Annotated in this window: 15 protein-coding genes; 2 read left to right on the top strand and 13 right to left on the bottom strand. The window is 66.1% G+C overall.

All coding sequences use genetic code 11. The annotated features are described in order from the left end of the window. The first annotated feature begins 197 nt into the window (after positions 1-197). On the top strand, positions 198-1,076 hold the full coding sequence (locus AB4099_RS19440) for an ATP-binding protein (RefSeq protein ID WP_441479265.1): 879 nt from the start codon (positions 198-200) through the stop codon (positions 1,074-1,076). Positions 1,077-1,397: 321 nt separating this feature from the next. On the opposite strand, the gene AB4099_RS19435 is transcribed toward AB4099_RS19440, so the two are convergent. Then, positions 1,398-2,597: a peptidoglycan DD-metalloendopeptidase family protein gene (locus tag AB4099_RS19435; RefSeq protein WP_441479264.1), complete on the bottom strand. Its 1,200-nt coding sequence runs from the start codon at positions 2,595-2,597 to the stop codon at positions 1,398-1,400. Here AB4099_RS19435 and AB4099_RS19430 point away from each other — a divergent pair. After that, entirely contained in the window at positions 2,596-2,784 is a 189-nt protein-coding gene (locus tag AB4099_RS19430; RefSeq protein ID WP_162768161.1) for a hypothetical protein, read from the top strand. The two genes, AB4099_RS19435 and AB4099_RS19430, sit on opposite strands and share 2 nt — an antisense overlap. Positions 2,785-2,879: 95 nt before the next feature. On the opposite strand, the gene AB4099_RS19425 is transcribed toward AB4099_RS19430, so the two are convergent. The 12 genes from AB4099_RS19425 to AB4099_RS19370 form a co-directional block, all read right to left on the bottom strand. Then, positions 2,880-3,548 (bottom strand): protein-L-isoaspartate O-methyltransferase family protein, encoded by a 669-nt coding sequence (locus AB4099_RS19425; protein ID WP_441479263.1) that lies wholly within the window; start codon positions 3,546-3,548, stop codon positions 2,880-2,882. A 28-nt stretch (positions 3,549-3,576) separates the two neighbouring features. Then, the gene (gene surE / locus AB4099_RS19420; RefSeq protein ID WP_113515770.1) at positions 3,577-4,338 is read right to left on the bottom strand and encodes a 5'/3'-nucleotidase SurE; all 762 of its coding nucleotides are present in this window, start codon (positions 4,336-4,338) and stop codon (positions 3,577-3,579) included. A gap of 4 nt (positions 4,339-4,342) precedes the next feature. Next, complete coding sequence (gene serS / locus AB4099_RS19415) at positions 4,343-5,644, bottom strand: serine--tRNA ligase (protein ID WP_441479262.1); 1,302 nt, start codon at positions 5,642-5,644, stop codon at positions 4,343-4,345. A gap of 52 nt (positions 5,645-5,696) precedes the next feature. Beyond that, on the bottom strand, positions 5,697-6,512 hold the full coding sequence (gene tatC / locus AB4099_RS19410) for a twin-arginine translocase subunit TatC (protein ID WP_113515768.1): 816 nt from the start codon (positions 6,510-6,512) through the stop codon (positions 5,697-5,699). Next, positions 6,509-7,003, bottom strand: a complete 495-nt coding sequence (gene tatB / locus AB4099_RS19405; RefSeq protein ID WP_441479261.1) for a Sec-independent protein translocase protein TatB — start codon at positions 7,001-7,003, stop codon at positions 6,509-6,511. The genes tatC and tatB overlap by 4 nt, the downstream gene beginning before the upstream one ends. 47 nt (positions 7,004-7,050) lie before the next feature. Further along, the gene (locus tag AB4099_RS19400) at positions 7,051-7,293 is read right to left on the bottom strand and encodes a twin-arginine translocase TatA/TatE family subunit (protein ID WP_043232977.1); all 243 of its coding nucleotides are present in this window, start codon (positions 7,291-7,293) and stop codon (positions 7,051-7,053) included. A gap of 66 nt (positions 7,294-7,359) precedes the next feature. Then, complete coding sequence (locus AB4099_RS19395) at positions 7,360-8,400, bottom strand: ABC transporter ATP-binding protein (RefSeq protein ID WP_441479260.1); 1,041 nt, start codon at positions 8,398-8,400, stop codon at positions 7,360-7,362. Between the two features lie 220 nt (positions 8,401-8,620). Beyond that, positions 8,621-9,322 (bottom strand): SMC-Scp complex subunit ScpB, encoded by a 702-nt coding sequence (gene scpB / locus AB4099_RS19390; protein WP_441479433.1) that lies wholly within the window; start codon positions 9,320-9,322, stop codon positions 8,621-8,623. A gap of 13 nt (positions 9,323-9,335) precedes the next feature. Continuing rightward, positions 9,336-10,154, bottom strand: a complete 819-nt coding sequence (locus AB4099_RS19385; protein ID WP_441479259.1) for a segregation and condensation protein A — start codon at positions 10,152-10,154, stop codon at positions 9,336-9,338. Positions 10,155-10,200: 46 nt separating this feature from the next. Then, positions 10,201-11,214 (bottom strand): beta-N-acetylhexosaminidase, encoded by a 1,014-nt coding sequence (gene nagZ / locus AB4099_RS19380; protein WP_441479258.1) that lies wholly within the window; start codon positions 11,212-11,214, stop codon positions 10,201-10,203. A 153-nt stretch (positions 11,215-11,367) separates the two neighbouring features. After that, complete coding sequence (locus AB4099_RS19375; RefSeq protein WP_113515763.1) at positions 11,368-12,465, bottom strand: TRAP transporter substrate-binding protein; 1,098 nt, start codon at positions 12,463-12,465, stop codon at positions 11,368-11,370. A gap of 201 nt (positions 12,466-12,666) precedes the next feature. Continuing rightward, entirely contained in the window at positions 12,667-14,310 is a 1,644-nt protein-coding gene (locus AB4099_RS19370; RefSeq protein ID WP_441479257.1) for an SPOR domain-containing protein, read from the bottom strand. Positions 14,311-14,360 lie beyond the last annotated feature (50 nt).

Genomic DNA, 14,360 nt, shown 5'->3' with positions numbered 1-14,360 from the left:
CGCTTCACCTATGAGCTTGCCGGCATGCGCGCAATGGCCTTGTCCGATTCAGCTTGGCATATTCCATAGAGTTCGTTCCGAAGAATGGCTGTCATGGCCTTCTGACAGGAAACCCCGAACATCGGGCCGCGCCTCCTCTGGGTCGCCTGGCTCGACGTCTCAGCTTGAACACCGCTCGCGCGATAGGCTTTGTCCCGATGACCACCGGCTCCCCCGATCTGAACCTCGAAACCCTGCTCCGCATTGCCTCGGCGCTGGAGCGCCTTGCGCCGCCGGCACGAAGGGCTGCGGACCTGACAGCCGCCGACGCCTTCGTCTGGCATCCGGCAGCGGCGGACCTGGCTCCCGTCGCCAGGGTCAACCGGGTCGAACTCTCGCTCCTGCGTGGCGTCGACCGGGTCCGCGACACGCTCGCTGAGAACACCGAGCGCTTCGCCCACGGCCTGCCGGCCAACAACGTACTACTCTGGGGCGCGCGCGGCATGGGCAAGTCGTCGCTGGTCAAGTCGGTCCATGCCGACACCAACAAGCGCATCGCCGGCAAGGCCCTGCCTCTGAAACTGATCGAGATCCACCGTGAGGACATCGAGAGCCTGCCGGCGCTGATGGCCATGCTGCGGCAGGACAAGCACCGCGCCATCGTCTTCTGCGACGACCTCTCCTTCGATGGGCAGGACACCTCCTACAAGTCGCTCAAGGCGGCGCTCGACGGCGGCGTCGAGGGGCGCCCGGACAATGTCGTGTTCTACGCCACCTCGAACCGTCGCCACCTACTGCCGCGCGACATGATGGAGAACGAGCGCTCGACCGCGATCAACCCCGGCGAGGCCGTCGAGGAGAAGGTCTCGCTCTCGGACCGCTTCGGCCTCTGGCTCGGCTTCCATAAGTGCAGCCAGGACGAATACCTGGAGATGATCAACGGCTATGTCAGCCATTTCGGCCTGACAATCGCGCCAGATGAGCTTCGTCGCGAAGCGCTGGAATGGGCGACCACGCGCGGATCACGTTCGGGGCGCACCGCCTGGCAATACATCCAGGATCTGGCGGGCCGGCTCGGGCAGCGGCTCGACGGCTGAGCCACGCAAGACCATCGCCGCGGGAGGCTTGCCCGCGGCCTGATGCGTTCAAGCCCATGTTCTCTGGTGGATAGATTCTCTGGTGGATAGACGGCATTCCGGGTTCGATCCGGTAGCGTCGCCAGACTCAAACCGGCATTCGACGCCGTGCGGGCGTCGGCCAAGCCACACAATGAAAACGGCGGGACGGCCTTTCCTGGGACCGTCCCGCCTTGTTTCGATCAGCGGGGTCTCGCGGGAACTGATCGAAGGTGAATGTTTCTGCGTGCCGGACAAGGGGTGAGAGCTCAGGCCCGGCGGGGGCGTCAGACCAACTCTGGATCAGTTGTTCAGATAGGGAACCGGATCGACCGGCGACGATCCCTTGCGCAGCTCGAAATGCAGCTGCGGCGAAGAGACGTTGCCGCTTTGGCCCGATTTGGCGACGACCTGGCCGCGCTTCACCGTCTCGCCGCGCTTGACGTTCAGCTCGCCATTATGGGCGTAGGCCGAGACGTAGCCGTTCGGATGACGGATGAGCACGAGATTGCCGTAGCCCTTGAGTTCGCTGCCGGCATAGGCGACGACGCCGCCTTCAGCCGCCTTGATCGGCGTTCCTTCCGGCACGGCGATATTGATGCCCTCGTTCGAGCCCTTGCCACCATAGCCGGCGATGACGCGACCGCGAGCCGGCCAGCGGAAATCGGCCTTGGCGGAGGCATCCTCCTCCTTCGGCAGGCTTGCGGTGGTCTTCGGATCGGGCGTCGGCTCCGGAGCCGACTTCGGCACGGCGCTGACTTTCTCTTCGGCCGGAGCGCTGGCAACCACGACCGGCTTGGTCTTCGTCGGGGTCGGCGTCGCAACAGGAGCAGGCGCCGGCGCCTTCGCCTCGACCACCGGCTTCGTCTTGGCCTTGGCTTCGGCCTTCACCTTGGCCTCGGCGGCGAACTTGGCGCGGGCGTCCCGCATGGCCTGAGCATCAGCGGCAGCCTTTGCCTTGGCATCGGCCGCAGCTTGCGCCTTGGCTTCGGCAGCGGCCTGGACCTTCGCCCTGGCATCAACCGGCGCTGCAGCGACACGTGCCGGCACCACAGGCGCACGCGGCGCCGCAGCTGGGGCGGGGCCAGGCACGAAACGCGGCGCCTCGGTGCGCGCATCGCTCTGCGGCGACGCCACCTGGGCCATCTGCTGCGGCGCAGCACCACTACCGGCATTGTAGACCGGGATCGTCAGCCGCGAGCCGGGAGCGACATTCGCGCTCGAAAGCCCGTTCGCCGACATCAGCGCTGAACGCGGCACACCATAGCGCGAGGAGAGGACATCGAGCGTTTCGCCCTGGGCGACGACGATCGGCGTGCCACCCTGGGCCGACCAGCCATTGGCGCTGCCGACGACAGGCGCCGGAGCTGCGCTACGCAGCGCAACGGCCGATTGCGGCGGCGGCAAGGGCTGGGCGCGGACCGCCCCGACAGACGGAGCCGGCGAAGACATCGGCGCACTGGCGCTACGCCCGATCGACCCGGTCGTTGCCGGATCACGCATGGCAGGCGCCTGCGCGGTGCTGAAGGGATTGCTGAAAGGTGCCTCGGTGAAGCGCATCGTGTCCGACGAACACGCGCTGACACTCAAGGCGAGCGCGCAGACCGTCGACAGGCGAAGGGCAACGCTGGACTTGAATCCGACTTGGCTACGCATGGACAAGATACTCGCGAACAACGCAACTCGATGAAGGGGATTAAAGCCCCGTTCAGGTTACGAAAACGTTTCGCGCGTGCTTGGCCTCTTCACATTTTTCAGCCGGGGCCGGCTTTCTTCAGCCGCGGTTCAGAGTGCCCGGGCTAAGCCCGGGATCAGCGGCGGCAGACGCAGGACCGGGCCAAGCGCATGATCATAGGCACTGTCATCCGTCCGCGTGACCACCACGCGACGTGATACGCCTTCAACCCTGAGCGCCCCGATCAGCCGCCCGCCAACCGAAAGCCGCGCCAGCAGGGCCTCGGGAACAGAATGGGTGACGCCATTGACCAGGATCCGGTCGAATCGGCCGAGTGTCCGGTCTGGCTGGAAACCGTCGGCATGGCGCAGGTCGACCATTTTTGCGTAGCCGCTGCCGCCGATGCGCTCATGGGCAGCAAGCGCGAGCGTGCGGTAGCGCTCGAGCGAGACCACCTCTCCGCCCATGGCGGCAAGCAGAGCCGAGACATAGCCGGAACCGGTGCCGACCTCGAGCACGCGGGCGGAGGGCTCCATCTGCAGCGCACTGACGAGATTCGCCACCGTATGCGGAGCCGTCATCGTTTGCCCGCAGGCGAGCGGCACGGAAACGTCCTGGCGGGCGAGGTCGGCAAAGCGGGTCGGCGCGAATCGCTCGCGCGAGACCTTCTCCATCGCCCGGAGCACGGCGAGATCGCGCACGCCCCGCGCCCTCAGTGACAGCAGGAAGGCGACAGTTCGCTCACCCTCGCTGCCAGGCGCCTCCTCGGCCTCGCTCATCGCCGCCCCCAATTACTCCCGTTCGAAATCAGGCAAAAACCTGCGCGAATCGGGTCAACGTCGGCTCATGCGTCAAGTCGAGTTCGAGCGGGGTGATCGAGATCTTCCGCTCGGACAGCGCCCTCAGATCGGTGCCGTTGGCAGGCTCCTTCCGGCTGCGCTGGAAGGCGATCCAGAAATAGGGATTGCCGCGTCCGTCATGGCGAGGCTCGAGCCGCACCAACTCCTGGTCGCGCCGGCCCTGGACCGTCACCGCGACGCCCGCAACCTCGCTCGGCGCGACATTCGGGAAGTTGAGGTTGAACAGCACGCCCTCGGGAATCCCCTCCTCCAGCAGCCGGCGGATGATTCCGGGAGCATGGTGCTCGGCGCAGTCCCAGTGGATCTGGTGCCGCCCGTCCGGGCCGTAGGCCTGGCTGACCGCGATCGACGGGATGCCGAGCAACGTACCTTCCATCGCCGCTGCGATGGTGCCGGAATAGGTCACGTCCTCGGCGACGTTCTGGCCGCGGTTGACGCCGGACAGCACGAGGTCGGGCCGCGCATCGAGCATGATCGAGCGCGCCGCCATGATCACGCAATCAGTCGGCGTGCCGGCGACGGCGTAACGCTTGTCCGAGATCTTGCGCTGGCGCAGCGGATTGCTGAGCGAGAGCGAATGCGCGACACCCGACTGGTCCGTCTCGGGCGCCACGACCCAGACATCGTCCGACAGCTGCGCCGCGATGCGCTCCAGCACCGCAAGGCCTTCGGCATGGATGCCGTCATCATTGGTGACGAGGATACGCATGGAGTCAGGCCGCCTTCTCGATGCGGGTGACCCCGCGCATGTAGGGAACCAGCACGTCGGGCACCGTGATCGAGCCGTCGGCGTTCTGGTAGTTTTCCATCACCGCGATCAGAGCGCGGCCGACTGCCGTGCCCGAGCCGTTGAGGGTGTGCACGAAGAACGGGCCCTTGCCGTCGCGGGTCTTGTAGCGCGCATTCATGCGCCGGGCCTGGAAATCGCCGCAGACCGAACAGGAGGAGATCTCGCGATAGGTCTTCTGCCCCGGCAGCCAGACCTCGATGTCCCAGGTCTTCTGGCTGGCGAAGCCCATGTCGCCCGTGCAGAGCGTCATTACCCGATAATGCAGGTCGAGCTTCTTCAGGATCGCCTCCGCCGAGGCGAGCATGCGCTCATGCTCCTCGCGCGACTTTTCCGGCAGCGTAATCGAGACCAGCTCGACCTTCTCGAACTGGTGCTGGCGCAGCATGCCGCGCGTATCGCGCCCCGCCGAGCCCGCTTCGGCCCTGAAGCAGGGGGTCAGCGCGGAATAGCGACGCGGCAGCTCCTCTTCGGAGAGGATCGATTCGCGCACGAGATTGGTAAGCGGAACTTCGGCAGTGGGAATCAGCCAGTGATCCTCGCCCGCCCGGAACTGGTCGTCGCGGAATTTTGGCAGCTGCGCGGTTCCGAACATCGCCTCATCCCGCACCATCAGCGGCGGGTTGACCTCGGTATAGCCATGCTCCTCGGTGTGGGTATCGAGCATGAACTGGCCGATCGCCCGGTTGAGCCGCGCCAGCCGCGCGTTCAGCACGACGAAGCGCGAGCCCGAGAGCTTGGCCGCCGTCTCGAAATCCATCTGGCGGAGCGCTTCGCCGAGCTCGAAATGCTCTTTCGGCTGGTTGACGCCAATGAGGCGCTTGCCCTCCTCCGGCTTGGTGCCATGGACATGCAGCACGACATTACCGTGCTCGTCCGCGCCCTCAGGCACATCGGCATTCGGTATGTTGGGGATCGCCGCAAGCTGTTCGTTCAGCGCTTCGACGGCCGCCTTCTCCTCGGCTTCGAGCGCGGGCTGAGCGTCCTTCAGCGCCGCGACCTCGGCCTTCAGCTTGTCGGCAAGCGCGACGTCCTTCGCGCCCATCGCCTTGCCGATCTCCTTGGAGAGCGCATTACGACGTTCCTGCGTGGCCTGTGCCTTGGCGATGGCCGAACGACGGGAATCGTCGAGCGCAAGCAGCGAGGACGAGAGCGGCGCAAGGCTCCGCCGCTTCAGTCCGGTATCGAACGCCTCGGCGTTCTCGCGAATCCATTTGATGTCGTACATCGCTGCTCAACCTATCGCGCATCCCAATCGATGCGCGCGAGCCGCGATCGGATCAGGCTTCGCCTGCTTCCTCGGCCGCTTTCGCAGCCTGCCGCTTCTTCTCGACATAGCGCACCGAGAACACCGAAAGCTCGTAGAGGAGCAGCATCGGCACGGCAAGCATGAGCTGGGAGATCACGTCCGGCGGCGTCAGCACGGCGGCGACCACGAAGACGAAGACGATCGCGTAGCGCCGCTTGTCCTTGAGGAAGGCCGAATCGATAATTCCGGCCTGACCAAGCAAGGTCAGGATCACCGGCAGCTGGAACGAGATACCGAACGCGAAGATCAGCGTCATGATCAGCGAGAGATATTCGCTGACCTTCGGCAAGAGCGCGATCCCCGCCTGGCCGTCCGTCGCCGCCTGCTGCATCCCGATCGAGAACTTCATCAGCACGGGCATGGCGAAGAAGAAGACCAGCGCGGCGCCGAGGCAAAAGAAGATCGGCGTCGCGGCCAGGTAGGGCGCGAAAGCCTGTTTCTCGTTCTTGTAGAGGCCCGGTGCCACGAACTTGTAGACCTGCGTGGCGATCACCGGAAAGGCGAAGAAGCCGGCGCCGAAAGCCGCCACCTTGATATGGGTGAAGAGCAGTTCGAGCGGTCCGGTATAGATCAGCTGCGCGTTGCCGTTCGGCCCGGCGGCCCAGACATAGGGCTGCACCAGCACGTTATAGATCTGCGTCGAGAACGCGAAGCAGATGAAGAACATGATCAGGAAGGCGATCAGCGACTTGATCAGTCGCGCCCTCAGCTCGATCAGATGCTCGATCAGCGGTGCGCGCGAGGCCTCGATGTCGTCCTCGCCTTCCCTCGGGTTGGCGACGCTCATGCCGGGCTCCCTTCATCCGGCTCACTGACCTTGGCCTTCTTCGTCGAAGCGCGCTTGCGCGGCGCCTTCGGCTTGACCTCGGGTTCAGGCTCCGGTTCCGCGATCGGCGCGGGCTCGATGACGATTTCGGGCAAGGGCTCAGGCCCCGGCAAGGCCGCGAGCGTAGCCTCCGCGTCCTTCAGCGCCGCGTCGTCGCGGGCGCCGGAGGCGGGTGTACTGAAATCGTCCTTGATCGGATCGATCGGTTTGAAATCGGTATTGAGCGCGCTCTGCACCGAACCACCGACATCCTCGACCTGCTTCTTCAGATCGTCCAGTTCGGCTTCGCGCATGGCGTCGTTGAACTGGCTCTGAAACTCGCCGGCCATACGGCGAATCTTGCCGATCGCCTGCCCGGCGGTCCGCATGGCTTTCGGCAGATCCTTGGGGCCGATCACGACGAGCGCAACCGCCCCGATCAGCATCAATTCGCTCCAGGCGATGTCGAACATCGACGGCTCGTCCTCTCAACCCCTCGCCGCTCGCAGGCGGCGCGGCGTCAGGCCTTGTGTTCGGCCTTCGCCGTGGCGGAATTGGCAGGCTGCGCGTGATCGATGATCTTCGGATCAGCCGTGGTCGCAGCAGGCGGCGGCGTGGTCGGCTCGTCTTCGGCCATGCCCTTCTTGAACGACTTGATACCCTTGGCGACGTCGCCCATCAGTTCGGAAACCTTGCCGCGCCCGAACAACAGCATCACGATGACGCCGACGACGATCCAGTGCCAGATACTGACGCCACCCATGGCAAACTCCTCCGAATTCCAGTGCGGCGCAGGCTCCCCACCCGCGCCAAGTGCTTGTGCCGGAACCTATGTGTCCCCCGAGGCGAACACAAGAACTTCGTCCGACTGAATATCGATACCGATGTCCTCGCCTTCCCGGATCGAACCCGGCAGCGAGACCCGTCCGACCAGCGGCTTTTCAAGCCCGCCGACGGCCAGCAGCAAATGGTCGACCTCACCCAGAAAGCGCCGCATCACCACGCGTGCCGGCAGGCAGAACCCCTTTGGCACCAGCCTGATCGCATGGGGCCTGACGCAGACCACAGCCTCCTGCCCATCGGCAAGGCCCGGTGCCGCAAATCTCCCGACCGGCGTCTCCACCGCGCCACGCTCGGCTATGCCGCTGATCTCGGTAAAATCGCAGAAAAATCGGGCCGCAAAGAGGCTGACAGGCCTCCGGTAGAGCTCCTCGCCAGTCCCGATCTGGACGATCCGCCCCGATCGCATCAGCACGATCCGATCGGCGATCCGCATCGCATCCTCGGGATCATGCGTGACGATGATCGAGGTTGCCCCGGTTTCCTGCAGCAATGCGGCGGTTTCGTCCCGCACCACATCGCGCAAGCGCCGATCGAGATTGGAGAAGGGCTCGTCCATCAGGAGCACGCCGGGGCGCGGCGCCACCGCTCGCGCCAGCGCCACGCGCTGCTGCTCGCCGCCTGAAAGCATATGTGGATAAGCCTCGGCCAGATCCGCGAGGCCGACACGGGCAATGGCGCGCAACGCCGTCGCCTTCGCCGAGGCATCGTCATAGCCGCGCAGGCCGAAGCGGACATTCTCGAGCACATTGAGATGCGGGAACAGCGCATAATCCTGGAAGACCAGACCAACGCCGCGCTTCTCCGGCTCGACGAAGGCGTCGGGAGCCGAAACGTCCTGACCTTCGAGCAGCACTTTGCCCGAGCTGGGCCGTTCGACGCCCGCCGCGAGACGGAGCAGCGTCGTCTTGCCGCAGCCCGATTGCCCGAGCAGAGCCACGATTTCACCCGGCGCGATCGCGAGCGTCACGTCCTCGAGCGCCGTCACATCACCGAAGCGCTGGGTGACGCCTTCGAAGGCGAGCGACATTGGAATGGCTGCGCCCGCTGTCCCGCGCCTACCCCAACTCAGCCACCGCGCCACGCCCTCGCTACGCGCCAAAGAATGCTCCATCGAAACCATGCGTCATCCCGGCGAAGCGCGGCAGAGAACCGGCGTCCATGCCGAACCTCGATCGCAAGCGCTCGGCCATAGACCCCATGGCTCCCTACGGTCGCCGGGGACGACAATCAGGGACTGTCCCCCGATTTCACTCGTCCGGGGTGTGGGGCGGACCGTCGCCGTCGTCAAGCGGGGTAAAGAGATCCCCAAGCGGATCCTCGTCCTCCTGCAGGTCAAGACCATCATCGGGGATCGGCACGGTCAGGTCCTTCGAGAGCCGCCCCTCGATGAAGCCCGAGCCCTTCAACTCGTCCAGGCCAGGGAGGTCGTCGATGCGGTCGAGCCCGAAATGATCGAGGAAGCCCGGCGTGGTGCCATAGGTCACCGGCCGGCCCGGCGTCCGACGCCGCCCGCGCAACCTGACCCACCCGGCTTCGAGCAGGATGTCGAGCGTACCCTTGGCCGTGGCAACGCCCCGGATCTCCTCGATCTCGGCCCGCGTCACCGGTTGATGATAAGCAATGATCGCCAACACCTCGAGCGCCGCCCGCGACAACTTGCGCGGCGGCTCGGCCTCGGCCGCCAGCAGGTAGCCGAGGTCCGGCGCGGTCCGAAACGCCCATTTGCCGGCGACCTGCCGCAGATTGACGCCACGTGTGGCGTAGATGTCCGTGAGCCGGGCAAGGAGCTGCCGTACCGCGACGCCGGACGGCACGGAATGGCCCAGTTCCTCTTCCGAGAGCGGTGCTGCCGATGCGAAGAGCAGCGCCTCGACGATGCGCAGCGACTGGGCGAAGAGCTGCGCCTCGCTCCCCTCATCATCGCCGATCCGCTCAGGCGCCGCAGACATTGTCATCGGGCCATCATAGCGGCAGGGTCGGCGGCCGCGCCGAGCGTCGGCGGATATAGAGCGGCGTGAAGGCACCATCCTGGCGCAGATCGAGAATTCCCTCGCGCACCATCTCCAGCATGGCAGATAGCGCCGAGGCGCGAACGGTCGCGCGCATTTCGCCTTGCAGCAGGCCGTGGCTCGCCATGTAGCGGGTCAGGTAGGGGTCAATCGCCGTCCAGTCTGCCGCCTCGCCGACCAGTCGCTGCAGGACCTCCCGCGCCTCGACCAGGGACCAGACCATGCGATGCCCGACGGAGATATGGCTTTGCGCCCGCTTCTGGCGCTGTTGGCCATAGGCCGAAAGCAGATCGTAGAGTTCGGCTTCCCAGACCGGGCGTGCGCCGGCAACGATCGGCTCCGGCGCACCACGGGCGAAGACGTCCTGTCCCAGCCTTTCCCGGGACGCCAGCCGCCGCGCCGCGGCGCGGATCGCCTCGAGCCGGCGCAACCGCAAAGCCAGCGCCGTCGCCAGATCCGCCGCACTCGGCTCCTCGCCCCTCGGTGGTTCGGGCAAAAGCAACCGCGACTTCAGATAGGCGAGCCAGGCCGCCATCACGAGATAGTCGGCGGCAAGCTCAAGCCTGAGCGCCCTCGCCTGCTCGACGAAGGCAAGATACTGCTCGGCAAGCGCCAGGATCGAGATGCGGTGCAGATCGACTTTTTGCCGCCGGGCCAGGTCGAGCAACAGGTCGAGCGGGCCTTCATAGCCGTCGACATCGACGAGCAGCGCCGGCTCGCCGTCAGTGCGCGCCGGCCTGGCCTCGTCCTCGAACGGCAGTTCGGCGTCCATTCCCGCCGGGTCCCCAAGCTGTCACCCCTGAGAACGCAGGTTCCGACTATCGGCCGCCCAACGCAAGGGCGCTGGTCAGCTGGGCGCGTGCAGCCTCCATATCGAGCGGTTCGGGCTCATGCCGTATCCGGGCGAGCGCCATCGCGGCGCGGCGGGCCCGTGCCCCCGTCATGTCCGGCACTGCACCTGCAACGGCGATCATCTCCTCCATGATGCCGTGGCAATGCAGCACGACGTCGACCCCGGCGCGGATCGCCGCCCGCGACTTCTCGGCGAAGCCGCCGGAGAGCGCCTTCATCGAGATGTCGTCGGTCATGATCAGGCCGTCGAAGCCGAGTTCGCCGCGCATGATCTCTTTGACGACCCGACGCGAAACCGTGGCCGGATGCTTTTGATCGAGTGCAGTGAACACGACATGTGCCGTCATTGCCATCGGCATGTCGGCGAGATGGCGGAAGGGCCGGAAATCATGCCCGCGCAGAGCCTCGAGCGAGGCGTCGACGACCGGCAGGTCGTGATGGCTGTCAGCCCGCGCCCGGCCATGGCCGGGCATATGCTTGACCACCGGGATCACCCCGCCCGCCAGAAGTCCCTCCGCCGCCGCACGGCCGAGACGCGCGACCATGTCGGGGTCATGGGCATAGGCGCGGTTGCCGATCACGTCATGGCTGCCGGCGACCGGCACGTCGAGCACCGGCAGGCAATCGACATCGATGCCGACGGCCTTGAGATCATGCGCCATCAGCCGTGCCGAGAGCCGCACGATCTCGCGCTGTTGCACGGGATCGTTGATCCCAAGGAAGGCTTGCGCCGGCGGATAGACCGGCCAGTGCGGCGGCCCCATGCGCTGGACCCTGCCGCCCTCCTGGTCGATCAGGATCGGCGCGTGCCAGCCCACGGTCTCCCGCATTTCCGCGGTCAGCGCCGCGGTCTGTTCCGGCGTCTGGGTATTGCGCTTGAAGACGATAAAGCCCCAGGGCCTGGCATCGCGGAAGAAGGCGCGTTCGTCAGGGGTGAGGCTGGTGCCGAGGCAACCGGCAATGAAGGCGCGGGATTTCATGAAGCAGGCCCGAAGCGGATTGCAAAACAGCGGAAGCCGTCTTCTCGCATGATTCCCGCTCTGGCGCCTCAACGGAAGAAGCCCGGGACCAGCGGGCCCCGGGCTTCGTCACGACCGAATTGGCAGAGCCCAGGAGGCTCAGCGCATCGAGGCTCAGCGCATCTGCTGCGCCATGCCGGCGTTGAAGGCGTCGAAAGGCAGTTCTGCGACACGGAACCAGAGCTGTTCCTTGCGCCAATAGGGCAACCACGAATCATAGAATGTCTTGAAGGCTGGATTGCTGGCCGCAAGCTCGCCATAGAGCGCCTGCGCTTCCTTGAAGGCGGCGACCATCACGTCCTGCGGAAACGGCCTGAGCTCAGCACCGCTGGCGACGAGGCGCAGCAGGGCATCGGGATTGCCGTGATCATATTTCGCGACGCAAAGCGCGTTGGCCTCGGCGCAGGCCGCTTCCACGATCGCCTTGTACGAAGCGGGCAGCGCGTTCCACCTCTCCAGGTTCACGATGAAGCTGACATTGGCGCAGCCCTCCCAGAAGCCGGGATAGTAATAGTACTTGGCGACGCGCTGGAAACCGAGCTTCTCGTCGTCGAGCGGGCCTGAGAATTCGGCTGCGTCGATCGTGCCGCGCTCCAGCGCCGGATAGATGTCGCCGCCGCCGATCTGCTGCGGCACGACACCCAGCTTCGCCAGGATCGTGCCGCCAAGGCCGGCAATCCGGAACTTCAAGCCCTTCAGATCTTCGACTGTCTTGATCTCCTTGCGGAACCAGCCACCCATCTGTGCGCCGGTATTCCCCGAGGGAATGGTGTGAAGGTTGTAGGTCTTCATGAAGGCGCGGCAGAGCTCGAGCCCACCGCCCTGATAGAGCCAGGCATTGTGCTGGCGCGTGTTCAAGCCGAAGGGCAGCGAGGTCTCGAAGGCGAAGGCCGGGTTCTTGCCGATATAGAAGCTCGACAGCGTGCTGCTGCACTCGACGGTACCGTTCTGGACGGCATCGAGCGCCTGCAAAGCCGGCACGATCTCGCCCGGCGCGAAGACCTGGATCTGGAACTGGTTGTCCGTTGCTTCCGCGACGCGCTTGGCGATCTGCGTGCTGATGCCGAACAGCGTGTCGAGGCTCTTCGGGTAGCTCGAGGTCAGGCGCCAGCTGACCTTCGGCTGAGCCTGCGCGATGGCGGGCGCGGCGATGGTCGCGCCACCTGCTGCGACTCCGGCACCCGAAGCCTTGACGAAAGTACGGCGATCCATGGACGTCCTCCTGAGTCAGGTGTCATCGTTTCGGGGCATGCCCTAACCGGATTCGACGCGGGCGTCTTCCGCCGCGCTGCCGGACGCCCAGCCCCTGGCTCCACGGCGCGACATAGCACTGCCCCCTGCCCGCGAGGCCCGGCGAAGAAAAACCGCCGGTGGCAGGAGCCACCGGCGGTCTGATCATATCGGAGCTGGCAATCAGTTCTTGGCGATGAAGCACTGGCCGCCGGCAGCCTGAAGCTGCGTGCACATCGTTGCCGCATCCTCGCGTGAATACGGCCCGATGCGCAGGCGATAGACCGTCTTTCCGCCAGCGAGATCCGTCTTCTTGACGATCGGCGACTGGCCGCCGAGCTGGCCGGGATACTTGCGCTGCAGGGCTGCGAATGCGGCGCGTGCTTCCGCCTCGCTGCCGGGGGCAGCGAGCTGCACGGCAAAGTCGCCGGTGCCGCTACGGATCGCGGCGGTCGCCGGAGCGGGCGTCGCAGCAGACGCTGCTGTCGGAGCAGCACTTGCAACACGCACCGGCGCCGCCGGGGTGGTCGCCGGGGCAGGCGTCGCGACACGCTCCTGAACCTTCGGAGCGTCAGGCGCCACCGCCGGCGTCGCAGCTGTGCGCTGCCGCAGCGGATTGGTGCTCGCGGTCGAGGACGGATTGAGCGGCAGGTTCCCCCCGAGCCGCGTCGGCGCTGCGCCGGTCGCAAGCCCTGCCGCGCCGTTGCTATAGGCCGCGCTCGCGCCGGGCGCAGGCGCTGGCGTGCCATCGGGACGGATCGAGACAGTGCGCACCCGGCGCGGTTCGCCGAGGCCTGGTACACTGGACGTTGCGATCAGGCCAGCTTCGGCCGGCGAGACGGAGCCGCGCTCAGCAGCCGCCGGGGCCTGCGCCAGCGGATTGCCATTGGCGCCTCCCTGCGGCGTCGAGCCGGGCATGACCATCCGGGTCGGCATCGTGCGGGCCGCCTGCTGGATATCGACCGGTTGCTCCTCCCGGCTGACGACCTTGGTCGGGTTCGACGGGCTGTCGCCAGCACGCTCATAAATCTGCTTGTTCTGATTCGGGATCTCGGCTCCACCGGGATTGGTCGGCGCAACCTTGCTCGGGCCGCCATCGGCCGCGATGACCGGTGGCTGACCGTCGCTCGTGACGGACGGACCACGCAGGCCCATATAGCCGCCGACCCCGATCACTGCGACTGCAATCGCGGCAGCGGCAGCCCAAAGGCCCTTGTGCGAGCGCCGCGGCGGCAAATCCTGATAGTCATCTTCGGCCATCAGCGGCGGCTCGGGATAGTCCGCCTGCGTGTCGTGGCCGTAATCCTGATACTGTGCATTGGCACGCTCCTCGTCGAGGTCACGTGCATCATGCGCCGCAGGTCGGGCAGGCTCCTGCCGGGCATTGCGATAGGGCTCGGGTTGCTCGACCGGAGTCGGAACATAGACCGCTGCTTGGCGGGCCGGTTCGGCTACGGGCGCCGGACGGGCGATATCGCCACGGCGCAGCAGCGCCTCGAACTCGTCGAGCGCACCGAGCATGTCAGCCGGAGGCTGCGCGTTATTGGCGGCAATGGGTTGCTGGGCCGGCGCCTGGGCGAAGGACGGCTCCTGACGCTGCCGTGCACCCGGCCACGCGGCAGCCGCGGCCGCTTGCTGTTGCGCCGGAGCGGCAGCAGCCCGCGGCGAGAAAAGTTCCTTCAGGGGGTCATCCTGACCGACGATCCGGGTCAACTCGACAAGCGGGTCGACAGACGCCCCTGCCTTTGGAGGCTGAGCCGCGCCGCGCAGCTGACGCTCGAGGTCATCGAGGTCGAGGGCGAAACGGTTCCTAGCTGGCTCACTCATGGTATGATCCATTCCAGCGCTGTCGGCGCCCAAATGGAACGCCGAACTCT

Source organism: Allobosea sp. 2KB_26, from assembly GCF_052115715.1.
In the GTDB taxonomy this organism is placed as follows: Bacteria; Pseudomonadota; Alphaproteobacteria; order Rhizobiales; family Beijerinckiaceae; genus Allobosea.
Note: the sequence above shows the minus strand (reverse complement) of the source record. Positions and strands in the feature narration are given on the sequence as shown.

Excerpts from the sequence above, each read along its gene's own strand:
- AB4099_RS19440 (WP_441479265.1), top strand. The coding sequence starts at position 198 with ATGACCACCGGCTCCCCCGATCTGAACCTCGAAACCCTGCTCCGCATT.
- AB4099_RS19430 (WP_162768161.1), top strand. The coding sequence starts at position 2,596 with ATGGCAGGCGCCTGCGCGGTGCTGAAGGGATTGCTGAAAGGTGCCTCG.
- AB4099_RS19435 (WP_441479264.1), bottom strand. The coding sequence starts at position 2,597 with ATGCGTGATCCGGCAACGACCGGGTCGATCGGGCGTAGCGCCAGTGCG.
- AB4099_RS19425 (WP_441479263.1), bottom strand. The coding sequence starts at position 3,548 with ATGAGCGAGGCCGAGGAGGCGCCTGGCAGCGAGGGTGAGCGAACTGTC.
- surE (WP_113515770.1), bottom strand. The coding sequence starts at position 4,338 with ATGCGTATCCTCGTCACCAATGATGACGGCATCCATGCCGAAGGCCTT.
- serS (WP_441479262.1), bottom strand. The coding sequence starts at position 5,644 with ATGTACGACATCAAATGGATTCGCGAGAACGCCGAGGCGTTCGATACC.
- tatC (WP_113515768.1), bottom strand. The coding sequence starts at position 6,512 with ATGAGCGTCGCCAACCCGAGGGAAGGCGAGGACGACATCGAGGCCTCG.
- tatB (WP_441479261.1), bottom strand. The coding sequence starts at position 7,003 with ATGTTCGACATCGCCTGGAGCGAATTGATGCTGATCGGGGCGGTTGCG.
- AB4099_RS19400 (WP_043232977.1), bottom strand. The coding sequence starts at position 7,293 with ATGGGTGGCGTCAGTATCTGGCACTGGATCGTCGTCGGCGTCATCGTG.
- AB4099_RS19395 (WP_441479260.1), bottom strand. The coding sequence starts at position 8,400 with ATGTCGCTCGCCTTCGAAGGCGTCACCCAGCGCTTCGGTGATGTGACG.
- scpB (WP_441479433.1), bottom strand. The coding sequence starts at position 9,322 with ATGTCTGCGGCGCCTGAGCGGATCGGCGATGATGAGGGGAGCGAGGCG.
- AB4099_RS19385 (WP_441479259.1), bottom strand. The coding sequence starts at position 10,154 with ATGGACGCCGAACTGCCGTTCGAGGACGAGGCCAGGCCGGCGCGCACT.
- nagZ (WP_441479258.1), bottom strand. The coding sequence starts at position 11,214 with ATGAAATCCCGCGCCTTCATTGCCGGTTGCCTCGGCACCAGCCTCACC.
- AB4099_RS19375 (WP_113515763.1), bottom strand. The coding sequence starts at position 12,465 with ATGGATCGCCGTACTTTCGTCAAGGCTTCGGGTGCCGGAGTCGCAGCA.
- AB4099_RS19370 (WP_441479257.1), bottom strand. The coding sequence starts at position 14,310 with ATGAGTGAGCCAGCTAGGAACCGTTTCGCCCTCGACCTCGATGACCTC.